Here is a 15,399-nt window from a genome sequence, read left to right as displayed (position 1 = left end):
CGGGAGGATCCCCATGCCCACAACCGACAAAGCCTGGCCGCAAGGAACTCCGTGTTGGGTCGACTGCTCCGTCGACGATCCCGCCGCCGCGCGGGACTTCTACTCCCAGCTGCTGGGCTGGGAAGTCCTCGACAGCCCGCCGGAGGCGGGCGGATATCTGATGGCCATGCTCGACGGCAAACCCGCCGCGGGCATCGGGCCCAAAATGGGTGAGGCGGCCATGCCCTCGGTGTGGACCACCTACTTCGCCGCCGACAATGCCGACGCCGTCGCGGGCTCGGTGCAGGCGGCGGGCGGGGCGGTGTTCATGCCGCCGTTCGACGTCATGGATGTGGGCCGCATGTTCATCGCCGCCGATCCGGCCGGTGCCGTGTTCGGGGTGTGGGAGGCCAAGGCGCACACCGGGGCCGGGATCTTCAACGAGCCGGGCGCCTACTGCTGGAACGACCTGCACACCAACGGATATGCGGCATCGCAGGAGTTCTACGGGCGGGTGTTCGGGTGGAAGTTCGACGAGATCGGCAACGAACAGATGACCTACTCCACCTTCGCCGACGCCCAGGGTCGGCCCATGGGCGGCATGGCCGACACCACCGGACAGCCCGGCGACATGCCCAACTACTGGCTGACCTGGTTCCAGGTCGCGGGCACCGACGCGTCTCTGGAGCAGGCCAAGCAGCTCGGCGCGACCGTGCTCATGGGCCCGGACGACAGCCCGTTCGGCCGCATGGGCATCGTGGCGGGACCGCAGGGTGAGGTGTTCGGGCTCATCGACACCACCGTCACCATCGGCTGAGCACAACACCTGCGAAAGGCCGAGTGGCAGTGCGCCACTCGGCCTTTCGTTTGGATCGGATCAGGCGAATAGTCGAGCCACGAAGGGCACGCTGTCGGCCAGGGACGCCAGCATGGCACCGCTGTGGTCCTTGCCCGGGTACACGTGCACCTCGGGATGCGTTCCGGCAGCGGTCATATCGGCCACCAGCTTGGCGGTCAGAGGCGCGGGCACGTCGGTGTCATTGGTGCCCTGGCCCAGGAACAGCGGGCGGTCGTAGCCGGTCAACGGGACGTCCATGACGGTGCGGGCCACCGACACGAAATCGCCCTCGGACAGCGGGCGAGACACCAACTGGTTCAACGAGATTCCGTTCAATCGATCCGCGAGCGGCGCGAAGCACAAAGTCTGCGCGTCGGCCACCGCCTGCCGGCCCAGCGGGGTCAGGTAGGAGTCCAGGTCGAAGTCCGGGCGGGCCGCCTTCAGGCCGTTGAACACGTAGGTCGCGTAGGCGGTGATGTGCGAGGACGGGATCGGCGGGGTGTTCGGGCCGATCAGTGTCGCGGCGTCGACGATATTGGAGGCCGGGCCGGTGGCGACCGCGCCGCGGTAATCCAGTTCGGGCGCATAGCGAGTCGCGAGCGAGGCGGTGAAGACCGCCGCGCCGCCGCCCTGGGACTGGCCGATGGCCACCCACTTCGAGGCCAGCGTGTCGTCCACGTCGTGCGCGGCGCGGACCATGTCGATGGCCGCGTGCGCCTCGGCGCGACCGTCGAGGTAGGCGTGGATGCCCGGGGTGCCGAGTCCGATGTAGTCGGTGGCCACGATGGCGTAGCCCTGCTGCAGCCAGGTGGCGAGGAAGCCCATGTCGCGATCCGAGCGGCCCGCCACCGAGGGCGCGCAATCATCGCCGATGCCGACCGTGCCGTGCTCCCACGACAGCACCGGCCAGCCGCCCGGCGGCGGGGTGCCCGCCGGAGTGAACACGACGCCGGTGGACAGGGCGGGCTGATCCGAGGAATCCCGCGTCCAGTAGGTGAGCTTGCGGGCCGAACCCGCGCCCTCGATCCACATCGACCGCGGCAGTGCCTCGTTCCCGACGACCGTGCCCGGCGCCGCGCTGTCGGACCGTGCGGGCGGGTCGGCCAGGGCGGTACCAGCCAGCGGGCCGGTGGCCAGCAGGGCCGCCGAAACCAGGGAGATCACGCTGCGTCGGGTCATCGGGAGAGTCCTCTCGTACTCGTCTCGCCTTGGTGTCACAGTGAGACACTTCAGTCAGACTATCCTGAGAAGTGTCACAGTGAGACACCAGGGGGTGGGCGACACGCGCGACGAGAGGACGGCATGACGGCACCGACCGGCTTGCGGGAACGGGAAAAGGCCAGGGTGCGGCGCGAATTGATCGACGCGGCCCTGATGCTGTTCGACCGGCGGGGCTTCGAGCAGACCACCGTTCAGGAGATCGCCGACGCCGCCCACGTCTCCCGGCGCACCTTCCACCGTCATTTCCCCTCCAAGACGGCCGTGGTGTTCGCCCACGAGGAGGACGTCATGGCCTACCTGCTCACCGCCCTGGACCGCCGCCCGCCGCGGGAGGCGGTCTTCGTCGCCCTCCGCGCCGCCCTGCGCGACTTCCTCCTCGACGACGCGGAGACCGACCTGCGCCGCCGCCAGGTCGACACCGCCCGCCGCGCCCGCCTGGTTTTGATCACCAATCCCCAACTGCGCCGGGAGAATTTCACCGGCACCTTCGGCCGCCGCGACGCCCTGGCGCGCAACTTCGCCCGCCGTGCCGGACTGCCCGAGGACGATCTGCGCGCCGTCCTCGCCGCCACCACCTGCTTCTCGGCATTCGGCGTGGGCTTGGATCACTGGGTGGCGCAACCGGATCCGACGGTCCGCGGCCTGTACGAGATCCTCGACGCGACGGTCGCCGCCCTGCAACACGGCCTCGAACTTCCCGCGGCGGCAGGCTAATTCGTCGCGCCCTCGCGAACGTGCAGGATCGCGTCGGCGCGGTCCAACAGGTCGGCGGTGAGGGGGAAGTGGCCGTGCGGGATGGGGTCTGTGCGCGGGTGAGCGCCGGTGATCTCCGCGGCGGGGGTCAGGCTCCGGGTGTCGGTGCGGGTGTCCAGTACGCCTTCGTAGCTGCCCGGATCCGGGGTGCCGAGGTCGAGAACCTTACTGCGGCCGAGGCTTCCGGCGATGAAGGTGTAGTCGAGGACGTCCAGGGCGTCGATGATCGAGGCGGCGTTGGACCAGGTGTAGGTCTGGTCGGGCAGGGGCATGGTGGTGGTGCCGCGCTGGAGGTGGAGGTTGTGGGAGCAGACCAGGGTGGGGCCGCGGCGGGCCTCGAGGCGGCGGATGGCGAGCAGATTCTGGGCCATGAGGGTGTCGCGGGTGGCGATGAGCGGGGTCAGGCGCTCGTGCGGCGGGAGGGGTTCGGCACACTGCGCGTGGTAGCGCAGCAGACCCAGGGCGGCGGTGAGATGTGTTTCGGCGCTGAACCATTCGGCGCGGGAGGTGGTGGCGATCAGGTCGGCGGCCCGGCGGTAGAGGGTGAAGAGCATGTCCTCGCCCAGGTCGCGCAGTCGCTTCGCCTCGGGGGTCGCGCCCGGGGACATGGCGGGGTCCAGGACCGCTTCCTGGCGGCTCCAGCGGTGGTCGTCGCCGGCGAGGGCCGCGATGTCGTGGTCGAGTTTCAAGTAGTCGCGGGCGTGTTCGAGGTAGGTGCGCGGGCTGGGGGCGCTGTAGTTCTCGGTCGGGGCGTCGAAGCCGTGGAAGGTCACCGCGTCCCGCGGGTGGGCGCGATTGTGGTCGCGAATCCAGGCGACGAGCTGTCGATTGGGTTCGCGTTCGCCCCACTCGTGTGAGAAGCCCTCGCGGACTACGTCTTCCAGGGTTCCCGATCCGCCTTGGACATAGTCGTTGACGCCGAGGGCGGCCACGCGATCGATCTCGAGGGCGATCGATCGGAAACCGCGCTCGACCAATTGCGGGAGGAGTTCGTTGCGGATCCGCGCGAAGGCCGGTTCCTGGTGAGTCGGTTCCCCCAGCCCCAACAGGTCGCAGGAGGCAGGGATGAAGTCTTGGATGTCCGGAGTCATGTAGGTGAATCGTATCGTTGAAACGACGGTTGATACTTGTGCACCGATCACCAGCCTGAACTACTGGTCTGCCTCTGTAAAGTCTCAAACCGATGGATACCCTGCGCCCGGCCGACCTGGCCCGCGAACACGGCATCTCGACCCAGGCCGTGCGGAACTACGAGCAGGACGGCTTCCTGCCGCCCGCGCGGCGCACGGCCGCGGGCTACCGGATCTATACCGAGCTCCACGCCGCCGCCCTCGACGCCTACCTCACGCTGGTGCGGGCGCACGGGCACGCGGCCGCCGGGCGGATCATGACCGCGATTCACGAGGGCGAGCTCGAGACCGCGCTGCTGATCATCGACCGCCGCCACGAACAGTCACTGCGCGACCGCGACACCCTCGACGCGGTGCGCAAGGCGGTGCGGCACCTGACCGAGCAGGACGCGCCGGAGCCCGTCTCCGGAACCGATTCGTGGACCATTGGCGAACTCGCGCATCACCTTCGAGTCACCGCGGCGACCCTGCGCAAATGGGAGCGGGCCGGAATCCTGGTCCCGCCCAGGGAATCCGGCACCGGCTACCGTCGCTACGACGCCAACGACCGACGCGACGCCGAACTCGCCCACCTGCTGCGCCGCGGCGGCTATCCCCTCGATCGGATCGCCCTGGTGGTGCACCAGATTCGGGCGGCGGGCGGCACCGATTCGCTGGCCGCGGCACTGGCGGACTGGCGTGACCGGTTGACCGCGCAGAGCCTGGCCAGGCTCGACGCGGCCGGTCGGCTGAGCCACTATCTGCGGCTGCGCGCGGACTAGAGCAGCCCGCGCAGCTTCAGGTCCGCGACATATTTGTCGATGAGTTCCCTTGTCAGATGCGGAATGTCACCGTTCGGCCCGAGCCCGGCCGCCTGGACCGCGGCCTGAAAACGCTTGGCGGGCAATACCGACCCGGCGATCGGCAGCCCCGGACGCCGGTAGGCGTGCAGCAGCGGCTGCACCGAGGCGGCGCGCTGATGCTCGGGCAGCGTGCGCAGGGCGGTTTCGAAGCGGGTGAACCAGTCGCCGTAGTCGTCGATGCGGTCGACGGCATGACCGGATTCGATGAGCCAGTCCACGAACTCGTCCAGGGAGATGCCGTCGTCGTGGGGGTTGAGGACGTCGTAGGTTTCGAAGCCCTCACCCACCCGCGCGCCCAGGGTGGTGATGGCGGCGGCGGTGAAGTCCGCAGGCAGGCCGTCGTAGTGGGCGCGGCGGCGGTTGCCGTGGGAATCCAAGGCGTAGAACGACTTCGGCGCCAGTCCGGTGGCGAGCACGCTGAGCAGCAGTCGGGTGAACATATCGGGCAGGTTGAGCTGACCGGCGAATTCGCTGTGCGCCAGGATCATGTCGGAGCGGAAGACCGCGACGGGCAGCCCGCACAGCTCATGTGCCTCGCGCAGCAGCACCTCACCGGCCCACTTGCTGTTGCCGTAGCCGTTGGCGTACCCGTCGTCGAGCGCTCGCACGGCGCTGATCTCGCGGATATCGCCGTCCTCGGTGAAGACGGCCGGATCGATCTGGGCGGCCACCGCCACCGTGGACAAGTAGGTGACCGGTTTGAGCGTCGAGGTGAGGGCCAGGCGGATCACCTCGGCGGTGCCGACCACATTGGGACCGAACAGCTGGTCGTAGGGCAGGACATGGTTGACCAGGGCCGCCGGATGCACGATGAGATCGACCGTGTCGGCCAGTTCCCGCCAATCCTCCTGGCTCAGACCGAAATTCGGCTGGCTGATATCCCCGGGCACCACCCGCAGCCTGCGCTGCGCCAGCGCACGGTACCGGCGCGTCAGCTCCGGATCGCCGCTGTCGAAGACCTCGTCCAGTCGCCGCCGCGCGTCCTGGACGTCGCGGCCGCGAATCACGCAGACCAGGGTGCCGTCGGTGTCGTCCACGCGCCGCAACCATTCCAGGCACAGGAACCGGCCGAGATAGCCATTGGCACCGGTCAGCAGCACGGTGCGCGGCGGCTGCTGGGCGCGCGCGAGTGTGGGCGCGACGCGCAGGGTCGCGGCGTCGATGAACTTGTCCAGGGTGAGTTCGTCCGCGCGAATCTCGGTGCCGCCGTGGACGGTTGCCGCGGTCGGCTGCCCACCGCCCGAACTCCGCTCACCCTCGATGTAGGCGGCGAGCCCGGCGAGGTTGGTAGCCGGGCCGACAATGACCCCGACCGGGACCTCGACATCGAAGATCTCCCGCAGCAGCGTCGAATACGACAGCGCCGAGAGCGAATCCCCGCCCAGATCGGTGAAGTGGGCGTCGGGCTGCGGTTCGCCGCCGCCGAGGATGGCGCGCGCGGCCGCGCACACCGTCTCGAGCACCGGCCGGTCGGCGGCCCCGAGCCGCAACGCCGCGAGCTCGTCCTCCTGCTGCCGCGCCAGCTCGGCGTACAGCTCGTCCAGCCGCTGCCCGTACCGTTCTTTCAGCTTGGGCCGCAGAAGTTTTCCGATCCCGGACAGCAGCCCGTTGTCCTGGGTGAACGGCTCGGTCTCGAGCAGGAACGCCCGCGGAATCTCGTAGGATTCGAGCTCGGCCTCCTTGGCGATGCGCTGCATGGATTCGGTGATGGCCGAGGTCCGCTCGGCGGGATCGAGGGCCAGCGCGTCCGCGGTGGGCACGATCACGGCCAGCAGATGCGAACGCTCGCTGGATCCGTGCACGAAGATCTGCGCGATGAGCGGACTGGTGGCGTACACAGCCTCGAGCTTGGCCACGGTCACGAACTCACCCTGCGACAGCTTGAGCACGTTGTTGCGCCGGTCCACATACACCAGGTGGTCGGGCCGGACCTCGGCGACGATATCGCCGGTGCGATAGAAGCCGTCCTCGTCGAAGATCTCGGCGTTCAGCTCGGGCCGCTTGAAATAGCCGGGGATCTGCTGGGCGGACTTCACCACGAATTCGCCACGCGGATAGGGCTTGTCGGTGGCGAAGTAGCCGAGCTCGGGCACATCGACCAGCTTGTAGTCGAGGACCGGTGGGCGGCGGACCTCATTGTCGATGAGCAGGCCGCCGCCCGCCTCGGTGGAGCCGTAACCGTCGATGATGGGGCTGCCCATGACGGAATTCATGAACTCGCGCATCTCCGCCGAGATGGGCGCGCTGCCGACCATGAGCCGCACGATGCGACCGCCCAGAAAGTCCTCCCGCAGTGCGGTTTTCACCGCGCGGTCGGCATCCTCGGCCGACGCACCGGCCGTGACGCGGCGCTGCACCTCGGCCTGATAGCGCTGGAACACCATGTCGCACACGCGCGGCACGAAGAACGCCTCGGTCGGGCGGGTCAGGGCGATGTCCTCGAACAGGGTGCTCATATCGCTGGAGGCCGCGAAGTACGCGGTGCCGCCGCGCGAGAAGGTGCCGGTCAGGATCATGCGTCCGGCCACGTGACTCAGCGGCATGTAGCAGAAGTTGATGACCGGTGCCGGAATCACGGTGGGGCCCAGCCACATTCCGGTGACCAGACGGTGCGGATACATCGCGCCCTTCGGCGTGCCGGTACTGCCGGAGGTGTAGATGAGCACGGCGAGTTCATCCGCGTCGGCGGGAACGTGGAGCGGCACGTCGGGCAGCGTGGCTCCCCGCTCGGTCACGGCCGCAAGCGATTCCAGGGTGATCCCGCTGTCCGATTCCGCGAGGCGGCGCTGTGCGGCGGCGAAGGTTTCGGCCTGTCCATCGTCCTCGGGTTCGTAATCGAAGACCACGATCGAGGTCACCGGCGCACCGCCCAGGACGCACTCGACAGCGGGTTCGAGCAGCTCCAGACTCACCGCCAGGGTCCGGGATCCGGTCTCGGTGATGATCGAAAGCCACTGCGCCGCAGACGCGCTCGACTGCAAGGGCACGGTCACCAGGCCCTGGCGGATCGCGGCGAGCTCCAGAGCGGTGAAATCACCGCTGGCGAAGCCGAGGATCGCGAGGAAGTCCCCGGCGCGCAAGGGATTCCGCTCGTCATGCTGCCAGCTCGAGGCAATGGCCCCGGCGCGCGACCACAGTTCGCCATAGCTCACGGTCCGGTATTCGGGCAGCAGGCGGCGGGTGCGCCGACCGTCGGCGGCGATGACGATCTCGGCCGCGCGCTCCCCGATGGCCGGGCGCGTGGCGTAGCCCTCCATGAGGACCGCCACCGCGCGCGCCAACCCCAGCCCCGGCTGTCGGGCCGCCTCACTCACCTCCGGCAGCGGCATGGCCGCGCGGATCTGTTCGTCGGCCATCAGTTCCTCGAAGCGCTTCGCGATCTCCGCCTGACCGAGCGGGTCCCCGAAACGCCGGGTCAATTCTTCGAGCGCGGTGTCTTCGACCATCGACTGCCTCCCTGGATCCTCGCCCAAGTGAACCGTGAAACGGGTTTGGGCGACCGGATTTCACACATCGATTAGCTTTGCTAACTATTCCACGATGCGCGGGCGGCGAGGGAAAGTCAAGAACCTCGCGGCGCATCCCTGCCAGGATGCGCCGCGACCGCGATCGGTGCCACCGGTGGCCGGACCGGCGACACCGCTTCGAGCTAGCGCAGGTGCCGGTCCAGCCAGCGAATGGCGTGGGCGGCGGCCTCGCTCACGTACGGGTCCTGGTCGTAGAGCTCGATGTGGTTGTGGGTGTCGATCCAGATCAACTCCTTGTCGCCGGAGGCGGCGTCGTAGACCTGCTGCGCGAACTCCGGCAGGAGCGCGGAATCGGTGGTGCCGTGGATGATCTGGAGCGGGGTCGGCGCCACCAGCGGGGCGTGGACGACCGAGTTGTAGAGGAAGTACGGCTCGAGCGAGTCGGCGGTCAGGGTGTAGGACCAGGTCGGCGCGTCGGCCTTGGCGGTGCGGTCGTAGTAGCTGAACGCCTCCGGATTCGGCATGGCCACCACCGGGTGTTCCTCGGACAGGGCCGCGGCGATGGTGGGGATGTAGACGATCTCACCGGTCTCGTACTGGCGCTGCACCAGATCGTTGACCTGGCGGTAGTAGGCGGCGAAACCGTCGATGCCGAAGAACTGCTGGAAGGTGCCGCCGATGTTGTAGCCACCGGCAATGCTGACCACGGCCTTCAGGCGTTTGTCGCGTGCGCCGACCGACACCGCGTACCCGCCGCCCATGCAGACGCCCACGGCCGCAACATTTTCGGGGTCGATGTCGGGGCGGGTCAGCAGGTGGCCGATGGCGGCGGCGTAGTCGGCGATGACCTGGTTGGGGTCGTAGCGGAAGCGCGGTTCGCCCTCGCTCTCACCGAAATTGCGCGGATCGAAGGTCAGCACGGTGTAGCCCGCGTCGCTGAGGCGCTCCGCGTAATGCGGCAGGGTCTGCTCCTTGACGCTGCTGATGGGCCCGCACATCACCACGCCGGGCGTGCGGACGTCGGCGGCGCGGCCCGGCGGGCGGTAGAGGTGACCGACGAGAGTGGCCGTGCCGCTGGCGAATTTCACCGTGTCGCGCCGGGTCGGGTCGGCGTGCAGCAGGTTCGCGGGGTCGGCGGGGAGGTAGTAGCGACTCGGGTCGGTCTCCTCGCCGAGGGCGACGGTGGTCGGCCGAATCCGGATCGAGTGTGCGGGCATCGGTGTCTCCTTGTTCCGCAGGGGGATTCGCCTGGGACGTCGGTGTCACACCAGGGCTTCGTCGGCGGGTTCCGCGGCGGGGCGGTCGGTGCGCAGCAGCAGGCCGCAGGCGAGGGCGGCGGCGATCATGACGACCGCGCCGACCACGGCCATGGTGTTCATGCCCGAGGTGAAGGCCGCGCGGGCCGCGGCGAGGATCGCGTCGCCGGTCGCGCCGGGCAGGGTGGCGCTGACACCCACTGCACCGCCGAGGGTTTCGTGGACAGTATGCGCCGCCGGGGCGGGTAGGCCGGCCGGAATGGCGCGGTCGACACGGGTTCCGTAGACGGCCGCGCCGATGCTGCCGAGCACCGCGATGCCGAGCGCGCCGCCGAATTCGCCGCCGGTCTCGAGGACCGCGGACGCCGCGCCCGCGCGGTCGGTGGCGACCGCGCCGATGGCCAGGTCGGTGACCAGGGTCATGACGATCACCAGGCCCGCGCCCAGCAGGCCCGCCGCGAGCAGGACCAGCACCAGCGCATGCACGCCGACCAGGGCCATGACCACGAAACCCGATGCCGCGAGCAGGAATCCGGCCGCCATCACCGGACCGGGGCCGAGCTTGGGGGCCAGGGCGGCGGCCAGCGGCGCCGCGCCGCCGACCAGGACGGCCGGGGCCAGGCTCCACAGCGCGGCCACGAAGGGACTCATGCCCAGCACCGATTGCAGGTACTGGGTGACGAAGACCGCATTGCCGACCAGGGCGAACATTCCGACCAGTTGCGCCGCTACCGAGACCGCGAAGGCGCGGCGGGTGAACAGGGCGGCGTCGAGCACCGAATCCGGCACCCGGCGTTGGCGAATCACGAACACCGCCCCGATCGCGAGCCCGGCCAGCAGCATCACCAGGCGCGCGATCGTGAATCCATTGGCCGCCCATTCCTTGAGCCCGTAGATGATCGGCATGACCGCAGCCAGCGACAGCGCCGCGCTGATCCAGTCGAACCGTTCCGCGCCCGCGCCCCGGAATTCCGGCAGCAGCGCCGGGGCCAACCCCAGCAGCAGGGCCATGGCGGGCAGATTGATCAGGAACACCGAGCCCCACCAGAAGTATTGCAGCAGTGCGCCACTGAGCACCGGGCCGATGGCCACGCCGCCGCTCATGACCGCCGCCCACACCGCCATGGCCTTGGTGCGGTCGGCGTCGTTGACGAAGATATTGCGGATGAGCGCCAGCGTGGACGGCATGAGCGTCGCCCCCGCGATGCCCAGCACGGCGCGGGCGGCGATGAGCGCCTCGGCATTCGGCGCGTAGGCCGCGGCGAAGGAGGCGACGCTGAAGCCGACCGCGCCGATCAGCAGCAGCCGGCGGCGGCCGATGCGGTCGCCGAGCGCGCCCATGGTGAGCAGCAGTCCGGCCAGCACGAAGCCGTAGATGTCGAAGATCCACAGCTGTTGGGTGGCACTGGGATCGAGGTCGCGCACGATGAAGGGCACCGCGAAATACAGCACCGAGACGTCCATGGAGACCAGCAGCAGCGGCAGGATGAGCACCGCCAGCGCGAGCCATTCGCGTCGACCGGCGTGCGGGATTTCTTCGCTGTTCATGAGCTGTCGAGACTTTCGTTCTGGAGGGGCGAACGGCCGCAGCCTGTCCGAAACCCCTGGCAGCGGCCTGGTAGCGGACTGCCAGCGCCCTGCCAGGCCACCGGGCCACCATGCCGTGCCTCCGGCCAGCCTCCCCGCCCCGCACCCGACGTGCGCTCCCCCGCTGTGCCCGGCCCGAGCCGCCCACGGTGGACCGGCATCACCCGGCGGTTGTCCGCCCCCGGCGAAGCGGCGCGCGCCGAGTGGCACTTTGCGTCACACTCGTACCGCACACATCCGATGAATTCTCCGAGGAATCATGCAGAACCTCCCCGACGACGCCCTGCGCGTCGAATCCCCTGTGCGCTACCGGATGTCGAATACCTCGGCGTTCTGGCTGCTGTCCGTGGCGCTGGGGCTGCTGCTGTTCGCGTCGGCCGCGCCGTCGCCGATGTATCCGGTGTACCAGCAGATGTGGCACTATTCGTCGCTGGTCTCGACCGCGGTGTACGCGGCGAACGCGATCGCGCTGCTGGTCACGTTGTTGTTCGCGGGCTCGCTGTCCGATCACATCGGGCGGCGGCCGGTGCTGGTGGCCGCGGTGCTGGTCGAATTGGCGGGCACGCTGGCCTTCGCCGAAGCCCGGTCGGTGGCTTGGCTTTTCGCCGCGCGCATCGTGCAGGGCATCGCCACCGGTCTGGCCACCGGCGCGATCACCGCGACCCTGATCGACCTGCAGCCCGCCGAGTCACGACTGGGCGCGCTCATGACGAATGTGGCCGCCGGTGGCGGACTCGCGGTGGGCGCCATCAGTTCCGGACTGCTGGTCGCCTACGCGCCCGCACCGACGCGGCTGGTGTACTGGCTGCTCGCGGCGGCGTTCACGATCATTGTGATCGGCGTGCTGGTGATTCCGGAGACGGTGCGGCCGGACGGGCAGGGGTTGGCCTCGCTCAAACCCAAAGTGTCGGTGCCGCAACCGGTCCGGGCGGCGTTCGTGACGCTGGTGCCGTCGATCGCGGCGACCTGGGCGCTGGGCGGGCTGTATCTCGCGCTCGGCGGTGCGCTGATGAAGGTGCAGTTCCATGTGTCCACGCCGCTGGCCGGTGGACTCGTGGTGGTCGCCCTGCAGGGCACCTCGGCGGTGACCGCGCTGCTGGCCCGCGACTGGACCATCGATCAGGCGCTGCTGCGCGGACCGATCCTGCTCATGACCGGTGTCGCGGTGGCGCTACTCGGGGCCGCCACGCATTCGGTGTGGCTGTTCTTCGCGGCCAGCATTGTCGCGGGCATCGGATTCGGGCCGTCGTTCTCGGGCGCGCTGCGCATGCTGACCGGGCTGTCGCCCGCGGAGAACCGGGCCGAGGTGGTGACCGCGATCTATGTCGTGTCCTATCTGTCGCTCAGCGTCCCCGCCGTGATCGCGGGCCTGTGCGTGCTGCGCTTCGGCCTGGCCGCGACCACCTACGGCTACGGCTTCGCCGTCATCGCCCTGGAGGCCATCGCCATGCTCGGCTCCCTGCGCCACCGCAGCCCGCACACCGCGCTCGCCGGACACCTGTGCCCCGCGCCGTGCCCCGGGTCCGTCGCACCCATGCCGCGGGTGGTCTCGGCACACCCCTGACCTGCGCACCCGCGCATCGGGTTGTTAACGTGCGTACGGTGAGTTCCCCTTCGGATTCGTTCTCCGCCACCCGTGACCGCAGCGACGAACTAGCGGCGGAGGTGAGCGCGCATCCCGAGAGATTCCGGGTCCTCACCGGCGAACGCCCCACGGGCAGACTGCATCTGGGCCACTACTTCGGCACCATTCGCGAACGCGTGCGGCTGCAGGGGCTGGGCGTGGACCTGTGGGTGATCCTGGCCGACTACCAGGTCATCACCGACCGCGACACCCTCGGGCAGGTGCGCGAGAACGTCTACAGCGCGGTCCTGGACTACGCCGCCGCGGGCATCGACATGAGCCGGGCGACCATCTTCACCCACTCCGCGGTGCCCGCCCTCAACCAGCTCATGCTGCCGTTCCTGAGCCTGGTCACCGAGGCCGAGCTGCATCGCAATCCCACGGTCAAGGCCGAACTGGCCGCCTCCGAACGGGCCCTGTCCGGGCTGATGCTCACCTATCCGGTGCATCAGGCCGCCGACATCCTGTTCTGCAAGGGCAATCTGGTGCCCGTCGGCAAGGATCAGCTGCCCCACCTCGAACTCACCCGCGTGATCGCGCGCCGCTTCAACGAGCGCTACGGCCAGGTCTTCCCCGAGCCGCAGGCGCTGCTGACCTCGACCCCGGAGATCCCGGGTCTGGACGGCCGCAAGATGTCCAAGAGCTACGGCAACGCCATCTCGCTGTCGATGACCGCCGACGAGACCGCCGCGCTCATCAAGCGCACCCCGACCGACTCCGACCGGAACATCACCTTCGATCCGGACCACCGCCCGGGCGTCTCCGCGCTGCTCACCACCGCGGCGCTGTGCCTGGGCAGCGATGAGCACACCCTCGCCGACAAGCTGGGCGACGGCGGCGGCGCGGCCCTGAAGAAGCTCGCCACCGACGCGGTCAACGACTTCTTCGCACCGCATCGCGCGCGCCGCGCCGAACTGGCCGCCGATCCGGAGTACGCGAGTGCGATTGTGCGCGAGGGCAACCGGCGCGCCAACGAGTTCGCCGAACGGACGCTCGACGAGGTCCGCTCGGCGATGGGCACGGTGTACTAGTCCTCGAGGGCCGTGTAGACGGTGGTGAGGAAGTCGTCGCCGAGGGGACTGCGCCACTCGGCGGCGATGATGATATTGGCCGATTGCACCAGAAGCAGTGCCACCAGATCCTTTTCGGGATCGGCGTACCAGGCGGTGCCCAGGCCGCCGGGCCAGGACAGGGTGCCGACGCTGGGGACGCCGGTGCCCGGCTCGGTCTGGATCTTCACGCCGTAGCCGAAACCCTGGTCGGCCCAGATGGTTTGGCCCAGGGGCGGGTTGAAGGGCGGGGTGGCGTGCTGCTCGGGGGTGAGGTAGTCGGTGCCCAGCGCCGCGACCAGCTCGGCCGACAGGACGCGGACGCCGTCGAGTTCGCCGCCACCCAGGAGCATGCGGGCGAAACGGGCGTAGTCATCGGCGGTGGAGACCAATCCGGCACCACCGGACACGAACAGCGGCTGCTGCCCCCACGCGGTGGTGGCGGGCCGGTCGAGCTCGGTGAAGTCGGGGCCGTAGAGGACGCTGAGCCGATCCCGCTTCGCTTCGGGCACAACGAATCCGGTGTCGGTCATGCCCAGTGGGGTCAGGACCCGTTCCTGGAGCACGGTTTCCAGCGGCTGGCCGGTCACGCGGCTGATGAGAATGCCGAGGATGTCGGAGGCGGTGTGATAGCGCCACAGGGTGCCGGGCTGGGCGATGAGCGGCAGTTCGCCGACCTTGCGCAGCCACTGGTCGGGGTCGAGCTGTTCGGCGTTCGCGACGCCGATGGCGCTGGCGATGGGATCGGCGGTGAGAGCGAACAATTGGGGTGCGAGGCTGGAGCGGCCCCAACCCAGGCCGAGGCGGTAGGTGAGCAGATCCTCGAGGGTGATCGGGCGATCGGCGGGAACCACGTCGTCGGGTGAGCCGTCGATATCGCGCATGACCTTGCGGTCGGCCAGCTCCGGCAGCCACCCGTCGATGGGATCGTGCAGACCGATCAGCCCTTCGTCCACGAGGCTCAGCGCGGCCACCGCGGTGATCGGCTTGGTCATGGAGGCGATGCGGAACAGCGTGTCGCGCTCCATGGGCAACTGGGCCGAGCGATCCCGCCAACCGACCGCGTCCACGTGGGCCAACTCGCCATGGCGGTAGAGCAGGGCCACCGCACCCGCCACCTCCCCGCGATCGACGTACCCCTCGAGCACCTCGCTGACCTTCGCCAGCCCCTCGGCCGAAAAACCACTCACCACAACCACTCCGTTCACTCAGCTGACCGACATCAACCGAGGACGGCCGCCGATATTCCCGAAAGTGGCGAAGCCATGTCCGCCAGCGCTAGGGCGCGGCGGAGCAGAAGGGTTGGCAGGTGGCGGGTGGGGCGGGGGCGGTTTGGGCGGGCTCGTGGAACTTCGCGTGCACGACCAGCAGGGCGAGGCTCACCGCGAGCATGAGGACGAAGGCGGCGGCGAGCCAGGCCACGGCCCAGTTCTGGCGGCGCACGGTGACCAGGATGGTGCCGTCGTCGCCGACCAGCACGGTGCCCAGCGGCGGGCCGGACAGCGGGCCGAAAAATGAACTGTTCCAGTCGAATTTGAGGATGGGAGGCATCGACAACCCCTCTCTGAGCCGCACCGGTCAGGACACTCAGCGGCTCAGAGTACGCCTCGGGCAAACTTATAGCTATAGGCTATTCGGGCAGATTATCGAGCG

General features: G+C 69.1%; 12 protein-coding genes. 5 read left to right on the top strand and 7 right to left on the bottom strand.

Annotation, left to right across the window (positions count from 1 at the left end; translation table 11 throughout):
- The first annotated feature begins 13 nt into the window (after window positions 1-13).
- Complete coding sequence (locus VMT65_RS30560) at window positions 14-796, top strand: VOC family protein (protein ID WP_326311980.1); 783 nt, start codon at window positions 14-16, stop codon at window positions 794-796.
- A 60-nt stretch (window positions 797-856) separates the two neighbouring features.
- On the opposite strand, the gene VMT65_RS30555 is transcribed toward VMT65_RS30560, so the two are convergent.
- Complete coding sequence (locus tag VMT65_RS30555; RefSeq protein ID WP_326311979.1) at window positions 857-1,996, bottom strand: lipase family protein; 1,140 nt, start codon at window positions 1,994-1,996, stop codon at window positions 857-859.
- Window positions 1,997-2,119: 123 nt separating this feature from the next.
- On the opposite strand from VMT65_RS30555, the gene VMT65_RS30550 reads away from it, so the two are divergent.
- The gene (locus tag VMT65_RS30550) at window positions 2,120-2,752 is read left to right on the top strand and encodes a TetR family transcriptional regulator (RefSeq protein WP_326311978.1); all 633 of its coding nucleotides are present in this window, start codon (window positions 2,120-2,122) and stop codon (window positions 2,750-2,752) included.
- Here VMT65_RS30550 and VMT65_RS30545 read toward each other — a convergent pair.
- Entirely contained in the window at window positions 2,749-3,882 is a 1,134-nt protein-coding gene (locus VMT65_RS30545; RefSeq protein WP_326311977.1) for an erythromycin esterase family protein, read from the bottom strand. The two genes, VMT65_RS30550 and VMT65_RS30545, sit on opposite strands and share 4 nt — an antisense overlap.
- A gap of 92 nt (window positions 3,883-3,974) precedes the next feature.
- On the opposite strand from VMT65_RS30545, the gene VMT65_RS30540 reads away from it, so the two are divergent.
- Window positions 3,975-4,682 (top strand): TioE family transcriptional regulator, encoded by a 708-nt coding sequence (locus VMT65_RS30540; protein WP_326311976.1) that lies wholly within the window; start codon window positions 3,975-3,977, stop codon window positions 4,680-4,682.
- Here the strand turns inward: VMT65_RS30540 and car are convergent.
- The 3 genes from car to VMT65_RS30525 all read right to left on the bottom strand — a co-directional run bounded on the left by car (window position 4,679) and on the right by VMT65_RS30525 (window position 11,034).
- Window positions 4,679-8,209, bottom strand: a complete 3,531-nt coding sequence (car, locus tag VMT65_RS30535; protein WP_326311975.1) for a carboxylic acid reductase — start codon at window positions 8,207-8,209, stop codon at window positions 4,679-4,681. The two genes, VMT65_RS30540 and car, sit on opposite strands and share 4 nt — an antisense overlap.
- Before the next feature lie 203 nt (window positions 8,210-8,412).
- The gene (locus tag VMT65_RS30530) at window positions 8,413-9,447 is read right to left on the bottom strand and encodes an alpha/beta hydrolase (protein ID WP_326311974.1); all 1,035 of its coding nucleotides are present in this window, start codon (window positions 9,445-9,447) and stop codon (window positions 8,413-8,415) included.
- 45 nt (window positions 9,448-9,492) lie between these two features.
- On the bottom strand, window positions 9,493-11,034 hold the full coding sequence (locus tag VMT65_RS30525; protein WP_326311973.1) for an MFS transporter: 1,542 nt from the start codon (window positions 11,032-11,034) through the stop codon (window positions 9,493-9,495).
- 298 nt (window positions 11,035-11,332) lie between these two features.
- Here VMT65_RS30525 and VMT65_RS30520 point away from each other — a divergent pair, with 298 nt between their 5' ends.
- Complete coding sequence (locus VMT65_RS30520) at window positions 11,333-12,637, top strand: MFS transporter (RefSeq protein ID WP_326311972.1); 1,305 nt, start codon at window positions 11,333-11,335, stop codon at window positions 12,635-12,637.
- A 38-nt stretch (window positions 12,638-12,675) separates the two neighbouring features.
- On the top strand, window positions 12,676-13,728 hold the full coding sequence (trpS, locus tag VMT65_RS30515; RefSeq protein WP_326311971.1) for a tryptophan--tRNA ligase: 1,053 nt from the start codon (window positions 12,676-12,678) through the stop codon (window positions 13,726-13,728).
- Here trpS and VMT65_RS30510 read toward each other — a convergent pair.
- Together VMT65_RS30510 and VMT65_RS30505 are read right to left on the bottom strand one after the other, a co-directional pair.
- Window positions 13,725-14,936: a serine hydrolase domain-containing protein gene (locus VMT65_RS30510; protein WP_326311970.1), complete on the bottom strand. Its 1,212-nt coding sequence runs from the start codon at window positions 14,934-14,936 to the stop codon at window positions 13,725-13,727. The two genes, trpS and VMT65_RS30510, sit on opposite strands and share 4 nt — an antisense overlap.
- An 88-nt stretch (window positions 14,937-15,024) precedes the next feature.
- Window positions 15,025-15,297 carry a hypothetical protein gene (locus tag VMT65_RS30505; protein WP_326311969.1) on the bottom strand — a complete coding sequence of 91 codons (273 nt, stop codon included), beginning with the start codon at window positions 15,295-15,297 and terminating at the stop codon, window positions 15,025-15,027.
- Window positions 15,298-15,399 lie beyond the last annotated feature (102 nt).

Source organism: Nocardia sp. CDC153, assembly GCF_035818515.1.
Lineage (GTDB): Bacteria > Actinomycetota > Actinomycetes > Mycobacteriales > Mycobacteriaceae > Nocardia.
Note: the sequence above shows the minus strand (reverse complement) of the source record. Positions and strands in the feature narration are given on the sequence as shown.

What these genes read in the sequence shown, in the direction of transcription:
- VMT65_RS30560 (WP_326311980.1), top strand. Translation starts at nt 14, where the DNA reads ATGCCCACAACCGACAAAGCCTGGCCGCAAGGAACTCCGTGTTGGGTC.
- VMT65_RS30555 (WP_326311979.1), bottom strand. Translation starts at nt 1,996, where the DNA reads ATGACCCGACGCAGCGTGATCTCCCTGGTTTCGGCGGCCCTGCTGGCC.
- VMT65_RS30550 (WP_326311978.1), top strand. Translation starts at nt 2,120, where the DNA reads ATGACGGCACCGACCGGCTTGCGGGAACGGGAAAAGGCCAGGGTGCGG.
- VMT65_RS30545 (WP_326311977.1), bottom strand. Translation starts at nt 3,882, where the DNA reads ATGACTCCGGACATCCAAGACTTCATCCCTGCCTCCTGCGACCTGTTG.
- VMT65_RS30540 (WP_326311976.1), top strand. Translation starts at nt 3,975, where the DNA reads ATGGATACCCTGCGCCCGGCCGACCTGGCCCGCGAACACGGCATCTCG.
- car (WP_326311975.1), bottom strand. Translation starts at nt 8,209, where the DNA reads ATGGTCGAAGACACCGCGCTCGAAGAATTGACCCGGCGTTTCGGGGAC.
- VMT65_RS30530 (WP_326311974.1), bottom strand. Translation starts at nt 9,447, where the DNA reads ATGCCCGCACACTCGATCCGGATTCGGCCGACCACCGTCGCCCTCGGC.
- VMT65_RS30525 (WP_326311973.1), bottom strand. Translation starts at nt 11,034, where the DNA reads ATGAACAGCGAAGAAATCCCGCACGCCGGTCGACGCGAATGGCTCGCG.
- VMT65_RS30520 (WP_326311972.1), top strand. Translation starts at nt 11,333, where the DNA reads ATGCAGAACCTCCCCGACGACGCCCTGCGCGTCGAATCCCCTGTGCGC.
- VMT65_RS30505 (WP_326311969.1), bottom strand. Translation starts at nt 15,297, where the DNA reads ATGCCTCCCATCCTCAAATTCGACTGGAACAGTTCATTTTTCGGCCCG.